15 protein-coding genes are annotated in these 16068 nt (G+C 39.4%); 1 reads left to right on the plus strand and 14 read right to left on the minus strand.

Annotation, left to right across the window (positions count from 1 at the left end; translation table 11 throughout):
• Positions 1-4: 4 nt before the first annotated feature.
• The gene (locus ACR2MV_RS00265; protein ID WP_434019859.1) at positions 5-811 is read left to right on the plus strand and encodes a hypothetical protein; all 807 of its coding nucleotides are present in this window, start codon (positions 5-7) and stop codon (positions 809-811) included.
• 230 nt (positions 812-1041) lie between these two features.
• Here the strand turns inward: ACR2MV_RS00265 and cobA are convergent, their stop codons facing one another.
• The 14 genes from cobA to ACR2MV_RS00335 all read right to left on the minus strand — a co-directional run bounded on the left by cobA (position 1042) and on the right by ACR2MV_RS00335 (position 15762).
• The gene (gene cobA / locus ACR2MV_RS00270; protein WP_434019860.1) at positions 1042-1806 is read right to left on the minus strand and encodes a uroporphyrinogen-III C-methyltransferase; all 765 of its coding nucleotides are present in this window, start codon (positions 1804-1806) and stop codon (positions 1042-1044) included.
• A complete protein-coding gene (locus tag ACR2MV_RS00275; RefSeq protein WP_434019861.1) occupies positions 1796-3904 on the minus strand; it encodes a HEPN domain-containing protein in 2109 nt (702 codons plus the stop codon). The genes cobA and ACR2MV_RS00275 overlap by 11 nt, the downstream gene beginning before the upstream one ends.
• Positions 3905-3927: 23 nt before the next feature.
• On the minus strand, positions 3928-4557 hold the full coding sequence (locus tag ACR2MV_RS00280) for a phosphoadenosine phosphosulfate reductase family protein (RefSeq protein WP_434019862.1): 630 nt from the start codon (positions 4555-4557) through the stop codon (positions 3928-3930).
• A gap of 1 nt (position 4558) precedes the next feature.
• A complete protein-coding gene (locus ACR2MV_RS00285; protein ID WP_434019863.1) occupies positions 4559-4792 on the minus strand; it encodes a DUF2061 domain-containing protein in 234 nt (77 codons plus the stop codon).
• Between the two features lie 103 nt (positions 4793-4895).
• On the minus strand, positions 4896-5300 hold the full coding sequence (locus ACR2MV_RS00290) for an RrF2 family transcriptional regulator (protein ID WP_434019864.1): 405 nt from the start codon (positions 5298-5300) through the stop codon (positions 4896-4898).
• 104 nt (positions 5301-5404) lie between these two features.
• Positions 5405-6619: a sulfate reduction electron transfer complex DsrMKJOP subunit DsrP gene (dsrP, locus tag ACR2MV_RS00295; protein ID WP_434019865.1), complete on the minus strand. Its 1215-nt coding sequence runs from the start codon at positions 6617-6619 to the stop codon at positions 5405-5407.
• An 18-nt stretch (positions 6620-6637) separates the two neighbouring features.
• Positions 6638-7690 (minus strand): 4Fe-4S dicluster domain-containing protein, encoded by a 1053-nt coding sequence (locus tag ACR2MV_RS00300; RefSeq protein WP_434019866.1) that lies wholly within the window; start codon positions 7688-7690, stop codon positions 6638-6640.
• A gap of 14 nt (positions 7691-7704) precedes the next feature.
• On the minus strand, positions 7705-8328 hold the full coding sequence (locus ACR2MV_RS00305; RefSeq protein ID WP_434019867.1) for a cytochrome c3 family protein: 624 nt from the start codon (positions 8326-8328) through the stop codon (positions 7705-7707).
• Positions 8329-8333: 5 nt separating this feature from the next.
• Positions 8334-9011 carry a cytochrome C gene (locus tag ACR2MV_RS00310; RefSeq protein ID WP_434019868.1) on the minus strand — a complete coding sequence of 226 codons (678 nt, stop codon included), beginning with the start codon at positions 9009-9011 and terminating at the stop codon, positions 8334-8336.
• A gap of 13 nt (positions 9012-9024) precedes the next feature.
• Positions 9025-11352, minus strand: a complete 2328-nt coding sequence (locus ACR2MV_RS00315; RefSeq protein WP_434019869.1) for a molybdopterin-dependent oxidoreductase — start codon at positions 11350-11352, stop codon at positions 9025-9027.
• A 12-nt stretch (positions 11353-11364) separates the two neighbouring features.
• A complete protein-coding gene (locus ACR2MV_RS00320) occupies positions 11365-11598 on the minus strand; it encodes a hypothetical protein (RefSeq protein WP_434019870.1) in 234 nt (77 codons plus the stop codon).
• 170 nt (positions 11599-11768) lie between these two features.
• Entirely contained in the window at positions 11769-13679 is a 1911-nt protein-coding gene (gene acs, locus ACR2MV_RS00325) for an acetate--CoA ligase (protein WP_434019871.1), read from the minus strand.
• A gap of 136 nt (positions 13680-13815) precedes the next feature.
• Positions 13816-15504 carry a sodium:solute symporter family protein gene (locus ACR2MV_RS00330; RefSeq protein WP_434019872.1) on the minus strand — a complete coding sequence of 563 codons (1689 nt, stop codon included), beginning with the start codon at positions 15502-15504 and terminating at the stop codon, positions 13816-13818.
• Between the two features lie 3 nt (positions 15505-15507).
• The gene (locus ACR2MV_RS00335; protein WP_434019873.1) at positions 15508-15762 is read right to left on the minus strand and encodes a DUF4212 domain-containing protein; all 255 of its coding nucleotides are present in this window, start codon (positions 15760-15762) and stop codon (positions 15508-15510) included.
• Positions 15763-16068 lie beyond the last annotated feature (306 nt).

The following is a 16068-nucleotide window of genomic DNA, read 5'->3' on the forward strand; positions in this document are numbered from 1 at the left end:
GAAGATGAAGTTTCTTGTAGCCTTATTCATTTCAGTTCTTTTCACAGCATCTGTATACAGTCAAGATTCACTCGGTCAAAAAACCGGTAAATTAGACTTTTTACATCAGATAGATGATCAAAAATGGAAAATACAGCTGCCAATTTGGATACCAGGATTGAGAGGTGAATTTGCATATGCTGCGATTTCTGTTTTACCCGAAGAAGAGGAAAAAGATATTATTGGAAGGTTAAACAAAGAAATTGGAGTTACCTTTTATTTCATTGGCGATATCCAATATACTCCAAACAAATGGTTATTTTCTTTTAATGGTTTTTACACGTCCTTGGCTTCGGACCTTATATTTGAAAATATTGATAAAGTCAAGTTTCTTGTTGCTATCGAAGGAGCAATTTTAAGGGGTGTGAGCGGTTACCAGGTGTTCAAGAAAGAAAATCCATCTACTTTTTTTAATGCTGAAATTCATCCATTTATTGGGTTTCGTTATGTAGATTTGAATATTTACAGCCAAAAAACAACCATTCTGGACATAAGACCTGCCTGGTTTGAACCTTTAATAGGGATTCATGCCGATGTTTCACATAAACGCTGGTTTTTTTCAGGTGAAGCAGACGTGGGAGGCTTTAGTATCAATAACCACTGGTCAACATATGTAAGTATTGAATCTAACTATCGCTTTAATAAGTTAATTGGAGCGGGTTTTGGATGGACGTATTTGTCATTTAACTATAATGAAAACTATGAGGCGCGATATTTAGACCTCAACATAGCTTTGAGTGGACCTGTGGTCAATGTGAATTTCAACTTTTAAGAACAGTATGTTCCCTTTAATTTAATTGTGAACAGGAAAAGAAGCTCTTTGAAAGTTTGTTCTGAATAGGATGTATAGATGTGAAGCTTTGTCTCGATCTAATGCTTTCCATGCTTAATAATTAGATGAAGCTGAGTTAATCAAAGGGTGTTTGATTCCTGAGTTTTTGGAACCATTTTACCGGTGATCATTCAGTACCCAGGTTTTCAGCACAAAGACTATTAAACACCTTAACTGGCGTATTCAAAAGTGACTTCTTCAACTTTTTTCTGAAGTTCAGTGGCACTATTGACAACATCTCCAAAAATAATGATAGCAGGGGATGATAATTCATGCTTGTCAACAAGTGCCTCAATAGAATGTACCTGACCAACCACAGACCTTTGAGTAGGCATCGTTCCATTTTGAATCACGGCCGCTGCCAACTGATCTTTTCCTAATTCTTGAAAAATACCAACGATTTCATGAAGTTTATTCATTCCCATAAGAATCACAATGGTCGCAGAAGACTGGGCTGCTAATCCAACGTCAAGACTTAGTTGTCTGCTGGATGTGCAACCCGTGATTACCCAGAAACTTTCTGACACACCTCGTTTGGTAAGTGGAATACCTATACTCGAGGGAACTGCGCTACTGGATGAAATACCAGGCACTATACACGTAGGAATGCCATATTTTTCAGCATAATCTGTTTCTTCTGAACCTCTTCCGAAAACAAAAGGATCACCTCCTTTGAGCCTTAATACATGTCCATATTCTAAGGCGTTTTCTACAATTTTTTGATTTATTTCATCTTGAGTATAACGATGAAAACCTTTTCTTTTGCCAACAAATATCTTTTTGGCCTGATTGGCATGTTCAAGCAATACAGGATTGACCAAAGCATCATACAGTACAACATCAGCCGACTGAAGTGCTTTTAATCCTTTTACCGTAATTAGATCGGGATCACCAGGACCAGCGCCGACAAGTGTCAATTGTGGTCTAGGCTTCATCTTTCAGGGCATTAGTTCTTAAAGTATCCACCAGCTCATAGAATTTTTTCGCTTCTGACAAATATTTTTGTGCAAAAGATGCTGATGCTTTGTTGTTTTTAATTTCATACACTAAATCAGCCAGGGACCCTCCCATTTCGATCAATCCACTTTTGATAAAGTACTGGTCAAAATCTTTAACGATACCCGCCTGGGTATTGGTCTTAATATTTTCACCAATTAATACTGCTTTTGCGGTATTAATGATAGCAGCATAACTATGATAGATACTGTCTGACCATTTTTGATCTTCCAAGTTCAGCCGTGCATTTTCTAATTTTTCTTCACTTTCAAAAAGCAAGGTACTCACCAGGTCGATAACGACACCTGCACATTCACCAACACCAATTGCTTTAATGTAATTTTCATTATGACCCCAGTCTATAAACAAGTCTTTGTCTATTTCAGAAATATCTGCCAGAGGTTTTAATAGTTGATAGAAATGATTTTTACCCATTTCCAGATAATAATCATTGAATTTTTGATCGTTCGATTTGTTATCCTCATAATCAAAAATTAATAACCTAAGGGCTTCTGGACCTCTTTTACTAGGGATCTTAATGATCTTGTCAGAGAACCTACCCTGTCCATCACCTAAAGATCCTCCACCTAATAATACTTGAAAGGCTGGAATTACATGATTCCCCTTTTTGATTGACATCCCATAAAAGCCGATCTGAGCGATACTGTGTTGACCACAGGCATTCATACAACCACTTAATTTGATAGAAATGTCTTTATTCTGAACATACATTGGAAATTCTTCCGCAAGTGTTCGCTCTAATTCTCTGGCCAGACCTGTACTGCTGGCAATACCTAAATTACAGGTATCCGTTCCAGGACATGATGTTACATCTAAGGTGCTGTCATAGCCAATGTCTGTGAAACCTAATTCACTTAATTTTTCAAAAAAGAATGGCAGGAATTCTTCTTGAACATCTCTGATCAAGATACCTTGACTGATCGTTAGTCTTAGTTCATCCTGAGCATAATTCTTTATTAAATCGGCCAGTTGTCTTGCTTTATCAGTATAAAAATCACCCAGCCTCACTTTGATGCCAATTGCGTATCGACCAGCTTGTTTCTGAGGATATACATTGCTTTCTTTCCAGTTCTCATAGGCAAATTGATCTGAAATCTGAATAGGACCTGTGGCCAGGTCTTTTTGAATGAATTCCTTCACATGAGATTCTCCGTCAATAGCTACACTATTGGTAGAAATAGCTTTTTCTTCTTCTTTGATTAAATTGAGAAAGGAATCCAGTCCTATCTTTAGAATCAAATGCTTTAATCTGGCTTTGGCTCTTCGGTTTCGTTCCCCATATCGGTCAAAGATTCTCAAGGTGCTCTCTATAAACGGAATTATTTTATCTGTTGGTAAAAACTCAAAAACGGCATCAGCCTGCCTGGGCTGAGCTCCTAATCCACCTGCCATCATCACTTTAAATCCTCTGATTTCTTCTCCATTGACAATTTTGGTTTTGGCAATAAAACCCAGATCATGTATAAAGCTTAAAGCGGTGTCTTTGTCACTGGATGAAAAAGAGATCTTAAACTTTCTGCCCAATTCCTGGCAAATTGGGTTTCGTAAAAAGAATTTAAAAACAGCATCCGCGTAAGGGCTTACATCAAAAGGCTCATCAGGGTCTATTCCGGCAGTTTCACTGGCGGTCACATTTCTAACAGCATTTCCACAGGCTTCTCGCAACGTAATATCACTTTTTTCCAAATCGGCCCATAATTCGGGTGTTCGGTCAAGGCTCACATAGTGAATTTGAATATCCTGCCTTGTTGTAATATGCAATCTCCCGGTAGAATATTCATCTGACACATCGGCGATTCTATGCAGTTGTTCAGAACTTAACCTACCAAAAGGAAGTTTTATTCTGATCATTTGAACCCCTTCTTGTCTTTGACCATAAATTCCTCGAGCCAACCTAAGTGACCTGAATCCATCTTCGTCTATTTTTCCATTTTGGTATAGTTGGATTTTTTTATCCAATTCTATGATATCCTTTTGAACTAGGGGGTTTTCAATTTCAGTTCTGAAGCTTAACATTTGATTCTTTTTTAGTAATTATATTATAAGTGTAATCCACATTCTCTTTTAGCCAATACCTTAGTAGGGTCATAATATCTTTTTTCATTCGGTAGCCCGTATTCCTGCAGGTACAATTCTAAATCAAATTCAGAATAATGAAAGAAAGGACTTACCTTTAAGATTCCTTCTTTACTCAGGTGTAAAATATCCAGAGTGCTGCGGTGCTCACTCTGATCGGATCTTAGATTTGTAAACCACACATCGGGCTGATGTTCCTTAAGAGCTCTGCGAAAAGGTTCAAGTTTTACCTCTTCTGTAAATTGTCTATGCGCTGGAGTATCGATAAAAGGAATCCCTTGATCTGCCTTGTTATAGACAGAGGAAGGTCGAGGTTTATAGATATGCATGTTTAAGGCGAACCTGTCGATCAGGTCTAAGGCAAACTTATAGGTTTGCTTCGTGTTATGACCTGAGTCGCACCAAACAACGTTTATATTTTTATCAATTCGATTCACTGCATGAACCAAACTGGCAGAATAAGGACCAAAATTAGTAGTCAACATCGGTTTTTCAGCGAATTGCATCGTCCATTCAATAATTTGAACGGGTTCTAATTCCTTTAAAACTTTGTTGGCCTTGGCCAAATCTAATTCTTTGAGCGTTTGTATCATGCTACTTCCATTTAATGATGTTCCACAATCTTTCGTGACCGTAATAGAGAATAAACTTTGAAAAAATTTCTATGGAACCTATAGATAATGCGACAGAAAGGGTCCCGGTGAGCCACCAGGAAATCAAAATTGTATCAATGGTACCAATAATTCTCCAGCTAATTGCTTTCACAACACTTTTACTGTGAGAATCATTCTCTTGAGATTTTGACGCGAATATTCTATCGACTAACATAGTTTAACAAACTTTAACAACAATTCCTATCGGGTTACTAGGATAAAGATGCAAATGTATACAAATATTCTACAGTTACAACTTTTTAATTGTTAAAATTTGATTATTTCAGATCCTCCAGCGTGGTATTTCTGAAGACGTGTAGATTTGCATCGCGTACTTGAATCATTAATTTATTCAGGCTGCAGGTAGTTTCATCATTGCAATCATCGCATTTTTCATAGTAGTTTAAACTTACGCAGGCAACAGGTGCGATGGGGCCTTCGAGAATCCTCATTACATCTGTCATGTAAATTTCCGGGGCTTCCTTTAAAAGATAGTAGCCGCCACCTTTGCCTTTTTTCGAACCTAAGAATCCAGATTTTCTCAAAAGTAACAGAATACTTTCTAAGAATTTATGAGGTATATTTTCTTCTTCCGCTATTTGAGCAATAGGGATCATTCGGTCATTATTTCTAGCAATGTAGGTCAGGGCTTTTAGACCGTATTTTGTTTTCTTGGAAATCATGAATTACCAATTAGATATGGATTGCAATTTGATGTAAAGATAAATGAATTCCATCATTTATTTTCATTGATTGTATATAATAAACGGATTAAGTCTAAATTATATTATGACTTTTTCTTGAAGGTAAGTATCCCCATTTCAATGGCAATTCCAGTTCGTGCAAGAATAGAGAAAATAAAGGCCCCCATGGCCCAGATTCCTATGGTTACGCCAACTTCAATCAAAGTAGGGAAATACTCCGCGATCTTACCCCAGGGACCTGGAATAAAACCAGGTACAATAAGACCAAAACCTTTTTCAATCCAGATAGCTAAAAATAAGAGGCCACAAGCGATGTATAAAATCGTAAGATTATTGCGTAGTTTATGAAAAGTCAGGGTCACCGTCGCAATAACATTCATAGAAATGGCCGTCCAGATCCAGGGAACCAGCTTGGACTTGCCATGTAAGCCGAAGTACAAATAATACGCGCTTTCACTGTGATGTGTGGGCGCATAGAATTCTTTGAATAATTCAGAAATTAACATGATCAGGTTGATCTGTGCAGCCACAGTGACCACCATGGCAATTTTTTTAATGGTTTTATCCTCAATTTTAAACTCTGTGAATTTTCTGATCACCGCCAAAGCAATGATAATAAGTGCCGGTCCGGCTGCAAATGCTGAAGCCAAAAATTTCGGACCTAACAAGGCATTGTTCCAAAAAGGTCTGGCCTGTAAGCCCTGGTACAAAAATGCAGTCACCAAATGAATAGCAAAAGCCCAAAAAACAGAAATAATCACTCCTGGAATATAGATTTTTGGATTCGGTGTTTTGCCTTGATAACGTTGGAAAAGTATGTAAAAAGGAATTGACAGGTTGATAAATAAATACCCATTTAAGACCAAGACATCCCAGGTAAGCATGGAATTCGGGAAATTAAACACACCGATAAAGGGTATGATATGCCAGAGTCGGGCAGGTCCACCCATGTCAGCCACCACAAAAGCAAGGCACATAATCAGTGCTGCTACAGCCATACCTTCTCCAATGAGCACGGCCTGTTTAAAATCAATATCGTGTAATATATATGTTGGAAGTACAAGCATTACGGCTGCAGCCGCTACTCCCACTAAGAACGTAAAATTAGAAATATACAATCCCCAGCTAACGCGGTCATTCATACCCGTTACACTCAGGCCGTGTTCCAGCTGTAAAAAGTAGCAATACATACCTACCAACATTAGGGCCGTAAGAACTGCCATCCATATATGGTAATAAATGCCTCCATGTGTGACATACACAATACTGTCTTTTACTAATTTTTTAAATACCTTCATCTTATTCTATTCCAACGATTAATCCATATAATACCAAAACTTAGGTTCTGTACCAAGATCTTCTTTCAACCTGAATACCTTTTTATTGGCCAATACCCATCTGATCTCACTTTCCGGGTCCAGTAAATTGCCAAAAATTCTGGCACCTGTAGGACAGGCATCAACACAGGCTGGATTATCTCCGTTTCTACTTCTTTGGATACAGAAAGTACATTTTTCCATAACGCCCTTTTTTCTGAGCCTGTTTCCCAGATAATGCTGGTTTTTATTTACCTCTTCTTCGGGTACTTCAGGGGTGTTCCAATTAAACCTTCTGCCATCATACGGACAGGCAGCCATACAGTAGCGACAGCCAATACACCAATCATAATCGATCACAACCAAGCCGTCTTCTTCTCTCCAGGTAGCCTCTACAGGACATACTTCAATACATGGAGGATTGTCACAGTGATAGCATTGGGTACCCATATAAAAGTGACCTGCCGCCGGGACTTCGTGATAGTAGGTATCATCCGCTTCACCAAAATTGAGGCCTTGTCCATCGTTCATTTCATGAATGCGTATATACTGCATTTCCGAACTTCGATCCTGGTTGTTTTCTTCCACACAGGCATTTACACAATCCATATACCCCTGGCACTTCGAAATATTAAAGGCATAACCGAACAGTACATCCGGATCGGCATCTTTTGATGAGATATCTATTTTCTTTCCTGTGCGCAATTCATAAGATCGCACCAGTCTATCGACTGTATTGTCTTTTTCATCTTCAGACATTAATTTGTAATTGCCTTTGAAATACTCTTCCCACTCAATTTCAGATTTCTCTTTGTGGGTATCATCAGCAGCAACAGAACAGGAAGCATTCGCAGCACCGGCACCTATTAAAAGGCCGGCAGTCAGTTTTCTGAAAGCCTGTCTTCTATTCATATTTACATCAAAAACCTGGTCAAAACCATCTTTTGGTTTTGAAGGAGTACTATCACAGGATTGACCGGAGCAACCGCAACTTTTCTCTTTTTTTTGACCAAGGTCTAGTGTAAACCACTTTTTTATGTCTTTGTTTATCATATTTTTAAACCTGTTTATTTGCGTTCATCTACCATCGTAGCATTATATCTTGAAGGCCATCTTTTGGCAATTTGAGGTTGATGCGGATTATGACACTCAACACATAATTTCGAGACTCGTTCACTTTTCCATCCGCTTATATTTTTGCCGTGGGCTCCACCAACCCAGTCCTTCACCTGACCATGATGGCATTGACTGCATAGTTTATAACTGTGGTTAAAATCAATTGGATCTCCGGTAATACTTTGCAGGTTATTCATGTCGTTCCCATTATGGCATGAAGTACATGCCATAGTCTTGGTATCTGCATGATTTATAGTGATGTCCCAATGGGCCTTCTTTCCAAGTCCGTTTTGATGAAGTTGCTCAAGAGGTTTGCTATGACATTCGCTACAGGCATAGGACTTAATGCTCGGTGTACGGTTTTGAATATAGAATTGGATGTTGTTTTCATCTATTTTGACCAGGTCATTAGGATCAAATTTTTGACTATTCTGGATGCTATCTCTTTGATATTTAACACTTTTAGCTTCAATTTTTTCAACTAAATTGTGGTACTCTTTTTTCTTGCCCTTACAGGCAGAAACAAGAATTAATACTGAAATAGCCAATAATTTTAACTGCGAAACTTTAAGCATGTTCATTATTTTATTTCTCTTTTAAATGTTCCAATATCAACCGTCTTTTTTTCATTGATTACATGACATTGTCTACAATTTATTCTTTCCGGATGCGTCGTTCTGATTTCTTTAACCGCACTTGGGCCGGCGTGACAGGAAAGACAATTCTCTCTCAATTGCAAAGAATGAGGCACAATAGGAGGGCTGCCTTTCAAGGCTTGATTACCGGTTGATGGAGCTGTATTCGAAACCCATGAAGAGGGTACGAAAAAAGAGTTTGATTTTACGCGGACATGACATTGAACACAATTGGATTTATCGGGGTGAGGAGTCACAGGAGTATAGGCCTGGTACTTGTCCACAAAGCCTCCGTTTTGATGGCATTTTAGACAGGCCTTGGATCCGATACCACCTTCTTCAATGGGATGAGGAACCGTAGGCGGAGCTCCGTAAAAAGCCCTGTTGTCATAATAGTCTTTGAGTTTTCTCTGATGTTCTTGATCCAAAGGCATATTGGCATATTCCATGGCAAAACCTGCTCTTTCAAACATGCCTGATTCTGATGGAATCGTTGAATACTCCCGGATCCTGCTCGTCTCTATAGTAGCTTCTTCGTGTGATTCGAAATAACTATAACTCCAAATACCAATGGTGGTAGCCAGGAGCAGGGTGAATAAAAAAATGATAAATAATCTTTTCATAATCTCATCCGAATTAGGCTTTTTCAATTTTGACAGCACATTTTTTATAATCCGGCTCTTTGGAAATAGGGCAGAAGGCATCTAAGGTAGTGTCATTGATCATCATATTTTCATCAAAAAACGGAACAAAAACCTGACCCTTGGTGGGTAAACCTCTTTCATTGATAGAAGCAGGTAAAACAGTAGAGCCCCTTCTTGAAATAACTTTTACACTTTCTCCATTCACAATTCCGTAAGCGGCTGCGTCATCAGGATGTAATTCAACATAGGCATTAGGAACGGCTTGGTGAAGTACTGGAATCCTTCGAGTCATAGACCCCGTATGCCAGTGTTCAATCACCCTTCCTGTATTTAACCAGAAGGGATATTCATTATCTGGTGACTCTGCTGCCGGTTCAAAAGGCCTTTGCCAAATGACAGCGCGTCCTTCAGGTTTTCCATAAAAATCAAATTGTTTTCCGTTTTCACAGGCAGGATCATAGGTGGCATTGTACCTCCATTTAGTTTCTTTGCCATCTACAAATGGCCAGATGGCCCCGGATCTTTCTTTTAAAACCTCTAAAGGTGCCATTCCATGTTTTTTACCTTCATGAAACTGTCTGTATTCATTGAAAATCTCCTCTGCATGATTCTCTTCGGAGTAGGGGAAAAGATCTTCAAAGCCCATTCTTCTGGCTACTTCAATAGTTTGCCAGGCATCGGGCATGGCCTCACCCGGAGGGTCAACCATTTTACTCCAATACTGAGTTCTTCTTTCCGAGTTTCCATACATTCCTGTCTTTTCAATGTGCCAGGCTGCTGGAAGAATAACATCGGCTACATCAGAAGTGGGTGTTGGAAAAACATCGGAGACTACAATAAAGCGATCTTCTTTTTCGGCCCCTTTGGTAAACCTACCCACATTGGGTAATGAAACCAATGGATTGGTTACCTGGGTCCATAAAAATTTAATATCCCCTCTATCCAGGGCCCTGAACATCTCCGTGGCATGATACGTGGGTTTTGCCGGAATTCTTTCTACCGGAACCTTCCATATTTTTGCGGCAAATTCTCTATTCTTTTCATTGGTAACAACTCCCTTTGGAAGTTTATGTGTAAAAGTTCCAACCTCCCTTGCAGTTCCGCAGGCACTGGGCTGTCCAGTTAAAGAGAAAGGACCGTTGCCCGGTTGGGATATCTTTCCGGTAAGCAAATGGATATTATAAATAAGATTATTCATCCAGGTTCCTCTGGTGTGCTGGTTAACGCCCATGCACCAAAAGGAAACTACTTTTTTATTGGGATCTCCATATAGATTCGCCAAATACTTAATGTCCTTCACTGAAACTCCAGACATTCCGGAAACTTTCTCAGGACTATAATCATTTAAGAACTCTTTGTAAGCGGCGAAATCAATCTTCTCCGGTTTATCCGTAAAATTAAATTTATCTTCTGTTCCATATCCAATGTTGGTAAGTCCTTTGTTAAACGTGCAATGATCTTCTACAAATTTATCGTTTACCCAGCCATTTTTGATGATTTCATAGGCAATGGCATTCCCCACGGCAAGATCAGTTTGTGGATGAAACAGGATGGATCTGTCAGACGCTGTACTAGATCTCGTCGTTCTGGTGGCAAAATCTATGATGGTAGCACCACGCTTTAATTGTTGATCCAACATTCTTGAAAACAGTACAGGATGCATTTCTGCCATGTTGTTTCCCCAGGTGATAAATACATCGGCCTCATCGATATCATCGTAACAACCCATGGGTTCATCAGCGCCGAAAGAAGTTAAAAAGCCGGTTACGGCACTTGCCATACATAACCTGGCATTGCAGTCTAAATTATTGGTGCCAATAGCCCCTTTCATAAATTTAGAAGCGACATATCCTTCAGGAATGGTTGACTGACCTGATGTGTACATAGCGACAGCGTCTTTACCATGTGTTTCAATGGTTTCTTTCATTTTGGAAGCCACAAGATCCAGGGCTTCTTTCATCGAAGTTTCTACATAAGTTCCATTCTTTTTAACAAGTGGTTTTTTCAACCTGTCTTCGGCATACATGCAGATGGTTTGATGGTAACCTTTCACGCAACAGAGGCCTTTATTTACAGAAGAGTTAGGATCTCCTTTCACTGCCACGGCTTTATTATTTTCCATTCCTATCAAAACACCACAACCAACACCACAGAATCTGCAAGGTGCTTTGTTCCATTTCAAGTCTTCAAAGGAAGCTGCGTTGCTAATTTGCTCTTCTGCGAATACAATTCCCGGAAAAAATGAGGCTGCTGCAGTCATTGCCGAGGCTGCTGCCATCTTTTTTAAAAATGCTCTTCTACTCGTAACTTTTTTAATCATATGATCTAATTATTAAGAATCTGCATCAAATCCTGAAACCATTGACAACATTCTTAAACTTCCAACTGCATTAATTTGAGTCAGAAGTTTGTTGTCTTCAATTTCATCTTGGGTATCAGTCACCAGAACGGCTATTTCCTGATTCGTGGAAGGGATTATATCACAGCCATTTATTTGTGATAATTCATTAAGAAGTTCACTGTATTTGCCATCATGGGGATGTGCTAAGTAACTTTTAATAGGCATGGATAGGATTTAATGTGACCTAAGTTACATAAAAGCAATGAATAAATGAAAATTAATTTGCAATGATCACAAAGATTTTTTTTAACAATTTGGAAAACATATTCTCAACCAAAAATGCCTCAAGATCAGACAAGCGAGGGACCTTGATTAATGAAAAATATCCAAGATCTTTATAAAACTCCGGCTTTGATTTCTTCTACAATATCAGGATTTAAAAGAGTAGAAATATCTCCCAGATTATCTGCTTCTTTCGACGCAATTTTTCTAAGTATTCTACGCATTATTTTTCCTGAACGGGTTTTAGGAAGGCCGGAAACAAACTGTACTTTATCGAGTTTGGCAATAGCACCAATGGTACTGGCGATTAACTTGTTAATTTCTATCCTTAAATCGTCGTCCGAAGTGGTACATTCATCATATGTTGTAACATAGGCATACAAAGCATTCCCTTTGACGTCATGGGGAAATCCTACCACAGCACACTCCACAACATCGGCATGTTCATCAATAGCGTTTTCTATGGGCGCAGTACCCAGATTATGACCTGAAACGATGACCACATCGTCAACTCTACCGGTAATCCTGAAGTTTCCGCTGGCATCCCGATAAGCACCATCTCCCGTGAAATACATGTTCTTGTAGGTAGAGAAATAGGTGTCTTTATATCTTTGGTGGTCTCCATAAATAGTTCTTGCAATAGAAGGCCAGGGAGCTCTCATTGCCAATCTTCCTTCAGAAGGTTCCATACTTTTCTGAACAATTTCTTTACCGTGCTCATCCATCAATACGGGTTGTACTCCAGGTAATGGAAGGGTGGCAAATGTGGGTCTGGTTGGTGTAATTCCCGCGATCGGTGAGATCATCATGGCCCCTGTTTCAGTTTGCCACCAGGTATCTACAATCGGACATTTCGTTTTTCCAATATTGTCATTATACCAGTGCCAAGCTTCTTCATTAATTGGTTCCCCAACCGATCCCAGTACTTTTAAACTGGACAGGTCATGCTTTTCAACCAAATTCAAAGGGTGTTTTGCCAAAGCCCGAATAGCCGTTGGGGCGGTATAGAAATGAGTGACATTCAACTTGTCAACGATCTCCCAAAACCTTCCATAATCAGGAAAAGAAGGAACACCTTCGAACATCACCGTAGTGGCACCAGCACATAAAGGACCATAAATAATATAAGAATGCCCTGTGATCCATCCGATATCCGCAGTACACCAATAAACATCATCTTTTTTACATTGAAATACATTTTCAAAAGTATAGGTGGATCCCACCATATAACCTCCCGTTGTATGCACCATTCCTTTTGGCTTTCCAGTTGATCCGGAGGTATAAAGAATAAACAAAAGATCTTCCGCATCCATGGCTTCTGCTTCACAAGAGTTATCAACTTTTTGCAGCTCATCAAACCAAAATTTATCCCTGCCTTCCGTCATTTCTGTTGGTTCAACAGTTCTTCTATACACGATTACTGATTCTATGGACGGCGTGTTTTCAAGTGCCTGGTCGCATACCTGCTTTAAGTTAATTGGTTTGGTACCTCTGTAGACCTCATTGGCGGTAATTAGCATTTTGCACTGCGAGTCATTGATTCTACTCGATAAGGCTGAGGATGAAAAGCCTGCAAAAACGATAGAATGCACGGCACCTATTCTCGCACAGGCCAGCATCGCGATGGCGAGTTCAGGAATCATGGGCATGTACAAACAAACGCGATCACCTTTTTTAATACCATTGTTCTTCAGGACATTGGCAAACCGAGATACTTTTACAAATAATTGTCTGTAGGTAATATACCTGGACTCTTCGTCCGGATCATTGGGCTCCCAAATAATAGCTGTTTTATTACCGATCGTTTCCAAATGTCTGTCTAGACAATTTTCCGTAATATTCAGTTGAGCTCCTTGGAACCAATTAATTTTAGGTGTAGAAAAATCCCAATCAAGTATCTTATCCCATTTTTTCTTCCATTGAAAATGCTCTGCTACTTCTCCCCAGAATCCTTCTGGATCATTGACACTCTGTTCATATTTTTCTTTATATTCTTTAAAAGTGTTGATTTGTAAGGATTTCATAAAATATCTTTTAGGTTTTTAGCTTTGGATAATCAGTTGAAAAGCTACTTAAATTGATCGCTTTTGATACCAGCAGCAAGATAAAATTAAACATAAAAACTGTGAAAAAAAATCGACGAACGACTAAATAAGCTGATTAATGATTCAGGGCACTACCTGATCCCGAAGGAATTCTGATGGTTTCAACCAATTCCTGTATCTCTTTTGGAGGTTTAGGGGTTAGAGCTGATATCGATAGTGAAACAGCGAAATTTATAATCATTGCAACCGTTCCAAAACCTTCAGGCGAAATACCAAACCACCAATCATCTTGCGTTCCTCCTCCAAACCAGTCAAATTTAAATTTCATCATATAATAGAGCATGCATAGCATTCCTGCAACCATACCTGCAACAGCTCCTTCTTTGTTCATTCTTTTTACAAAAATACCAAGTATGATGGCCGGGAAAAAGGAGGCGGCAGCTAATCCAAAAGCCAGGGCTACTGTGGCTGCAACAAAGTCAGGAGGATTAATACCGAAATACCCGGCAATGGAAACGGCTATAATAGCGGATATTCTCGCTGCGATCAATTCTCCCTTTTCTGAAATATGTGGGTTCACCATCTTTTTGATAAGATCGTGAGATACGGAAGCTGAAATAACGAGCAATAAGCCTGCTGCGGTTGATAAGGCTGCTGCCAGACCACCGGCAGCTACCAGAGCAATCACCCAGTTCGGTAAATTGGCAATTTCCGGATTGGCCAATACCATTATGTCTTTGTCCACTGTGAGTTCATTAATCATTGGATCGGCCACGTATTGGACCTTGCCATCTTCGTTTTTATCCACAAATGACATCAGGCCCGTTTTTTCCCAGTTCCCAACCCATGAAGGTAGTTCCTCATAGGGTTGATTTGATACGGTCTCGATGAGGTTGGTTCTTGCAAATACTGCAATGGCAGGGGCAGTGGTATAAAGGATGGCTATGAAAAGTAAGGCCCATCCTGCAGATTTTCTCGCATCGCTCACTTTCTTCACCGTAAAAAATCGAACAATAACATGCGGCAGGCCTGCCGTACCTACCATCAAGGCGCCGGTAATAAAAAAGACATCCAGTTTAGATTTTGATCCCGAAGTATATTCATGAAAGCCCAGGTCTCGATGCAATCCATCAAGTTTGTCGAGCAAATAAATTCCATCAGGACCGGCGCTTCCAAAACCAAGTTGAGGAATGGCAATTCCTGTCATCTGTATGGAAATAAAAATAGCAGGCACCATAAAGGCAAAAATGAGCACACAGTATTGTGCCACCTGGGTGTAGGTGATTCCTTTCATACCTCCTAAAACAGCGTAAAATAAAACAATGATCATGCCTATAAGTACACCTGTCGTGATATCCACTTCGAGAAATCTTGAAAAAACAAGCCCCACGCCACGCATTTGACCGGCCACATAGGTAAAAGAAACTATCAAGGCGCAAAAAACAGCTACAGATCTGGCCACATTTGAATAATAGCGATCGCCAATAAAATCCGGAACCGTAAATTTGCCAAATTTCCTCAGGTATGGCGCCAGCAATAGTGCGAGTAATACATAACCGCCAGTCCATCCCATCAGATACACCGAGGCATCATAACCACTGAATGAAATCAAACCGGCCATAGAAATAAATGAGGCAGCTGACATCCAGTCGGCAGCAGTTGCCAAACCATTTGCCAGTGGTGAAACCCCGCCACCTGCCACATAAAACTCTTTGGTGGAAGAAGCCCGAGACCAGATAGCGATACCGATATAGAGAGAAAAAGTAATGGCAATAAGTAGCCAGGTCCAAATTTGTAAAGTCATAGTCTATTCGTTAACCCCGTAAGTTTTATCTAATTTGTTCATCAATCTGATATAAACAAGGATAATCAAAACAAAGAAATAGATAGAACCTTGTTGCGCAAACCAAAACCCCAATTTGAAGCCCGCGATTTTAATTTCATTCAATTCATCCACCAAAATTATACCGAATACATAGGAAACGATAAACCATACCGACAACAGGATAGCCAGGTATTTAAGGTTGATTCTCCAATATTTTTTTAGATCTTTTTCAGCCATATTGAGCTCGCTTTGATAAAGTCAACTAATATAGAAATTATTTTTAGCTTAGAATTAATGGATCTTTTGTTTGAAGAATATGAAATGAAACTGGTCGCAACTTTATTGCAAAATCATAGATCCTATTTCAGGATTATTGAATATTTTTGTTTGAATTCAACCACCGTTAATTATGACCAAATCAAAGATTTTATTTTTATTCTTCTTTACTTCTACATTTATTTTTGCACAAGAATTAACTGTAGATCAGGTACTTGAAAGCAAGATTGTTTCTGAAGAAGGGGGGAATGCCGTTTCCGTAAATGG

It is taken from the genome of Lutimonas sp. (genome assembly GCF_051011215.1).
GTDB lineage: Bacteria > Bacteroidota > Bacteroidia > Flavobacteriales > Flavobacteriaceae > Lutimonas.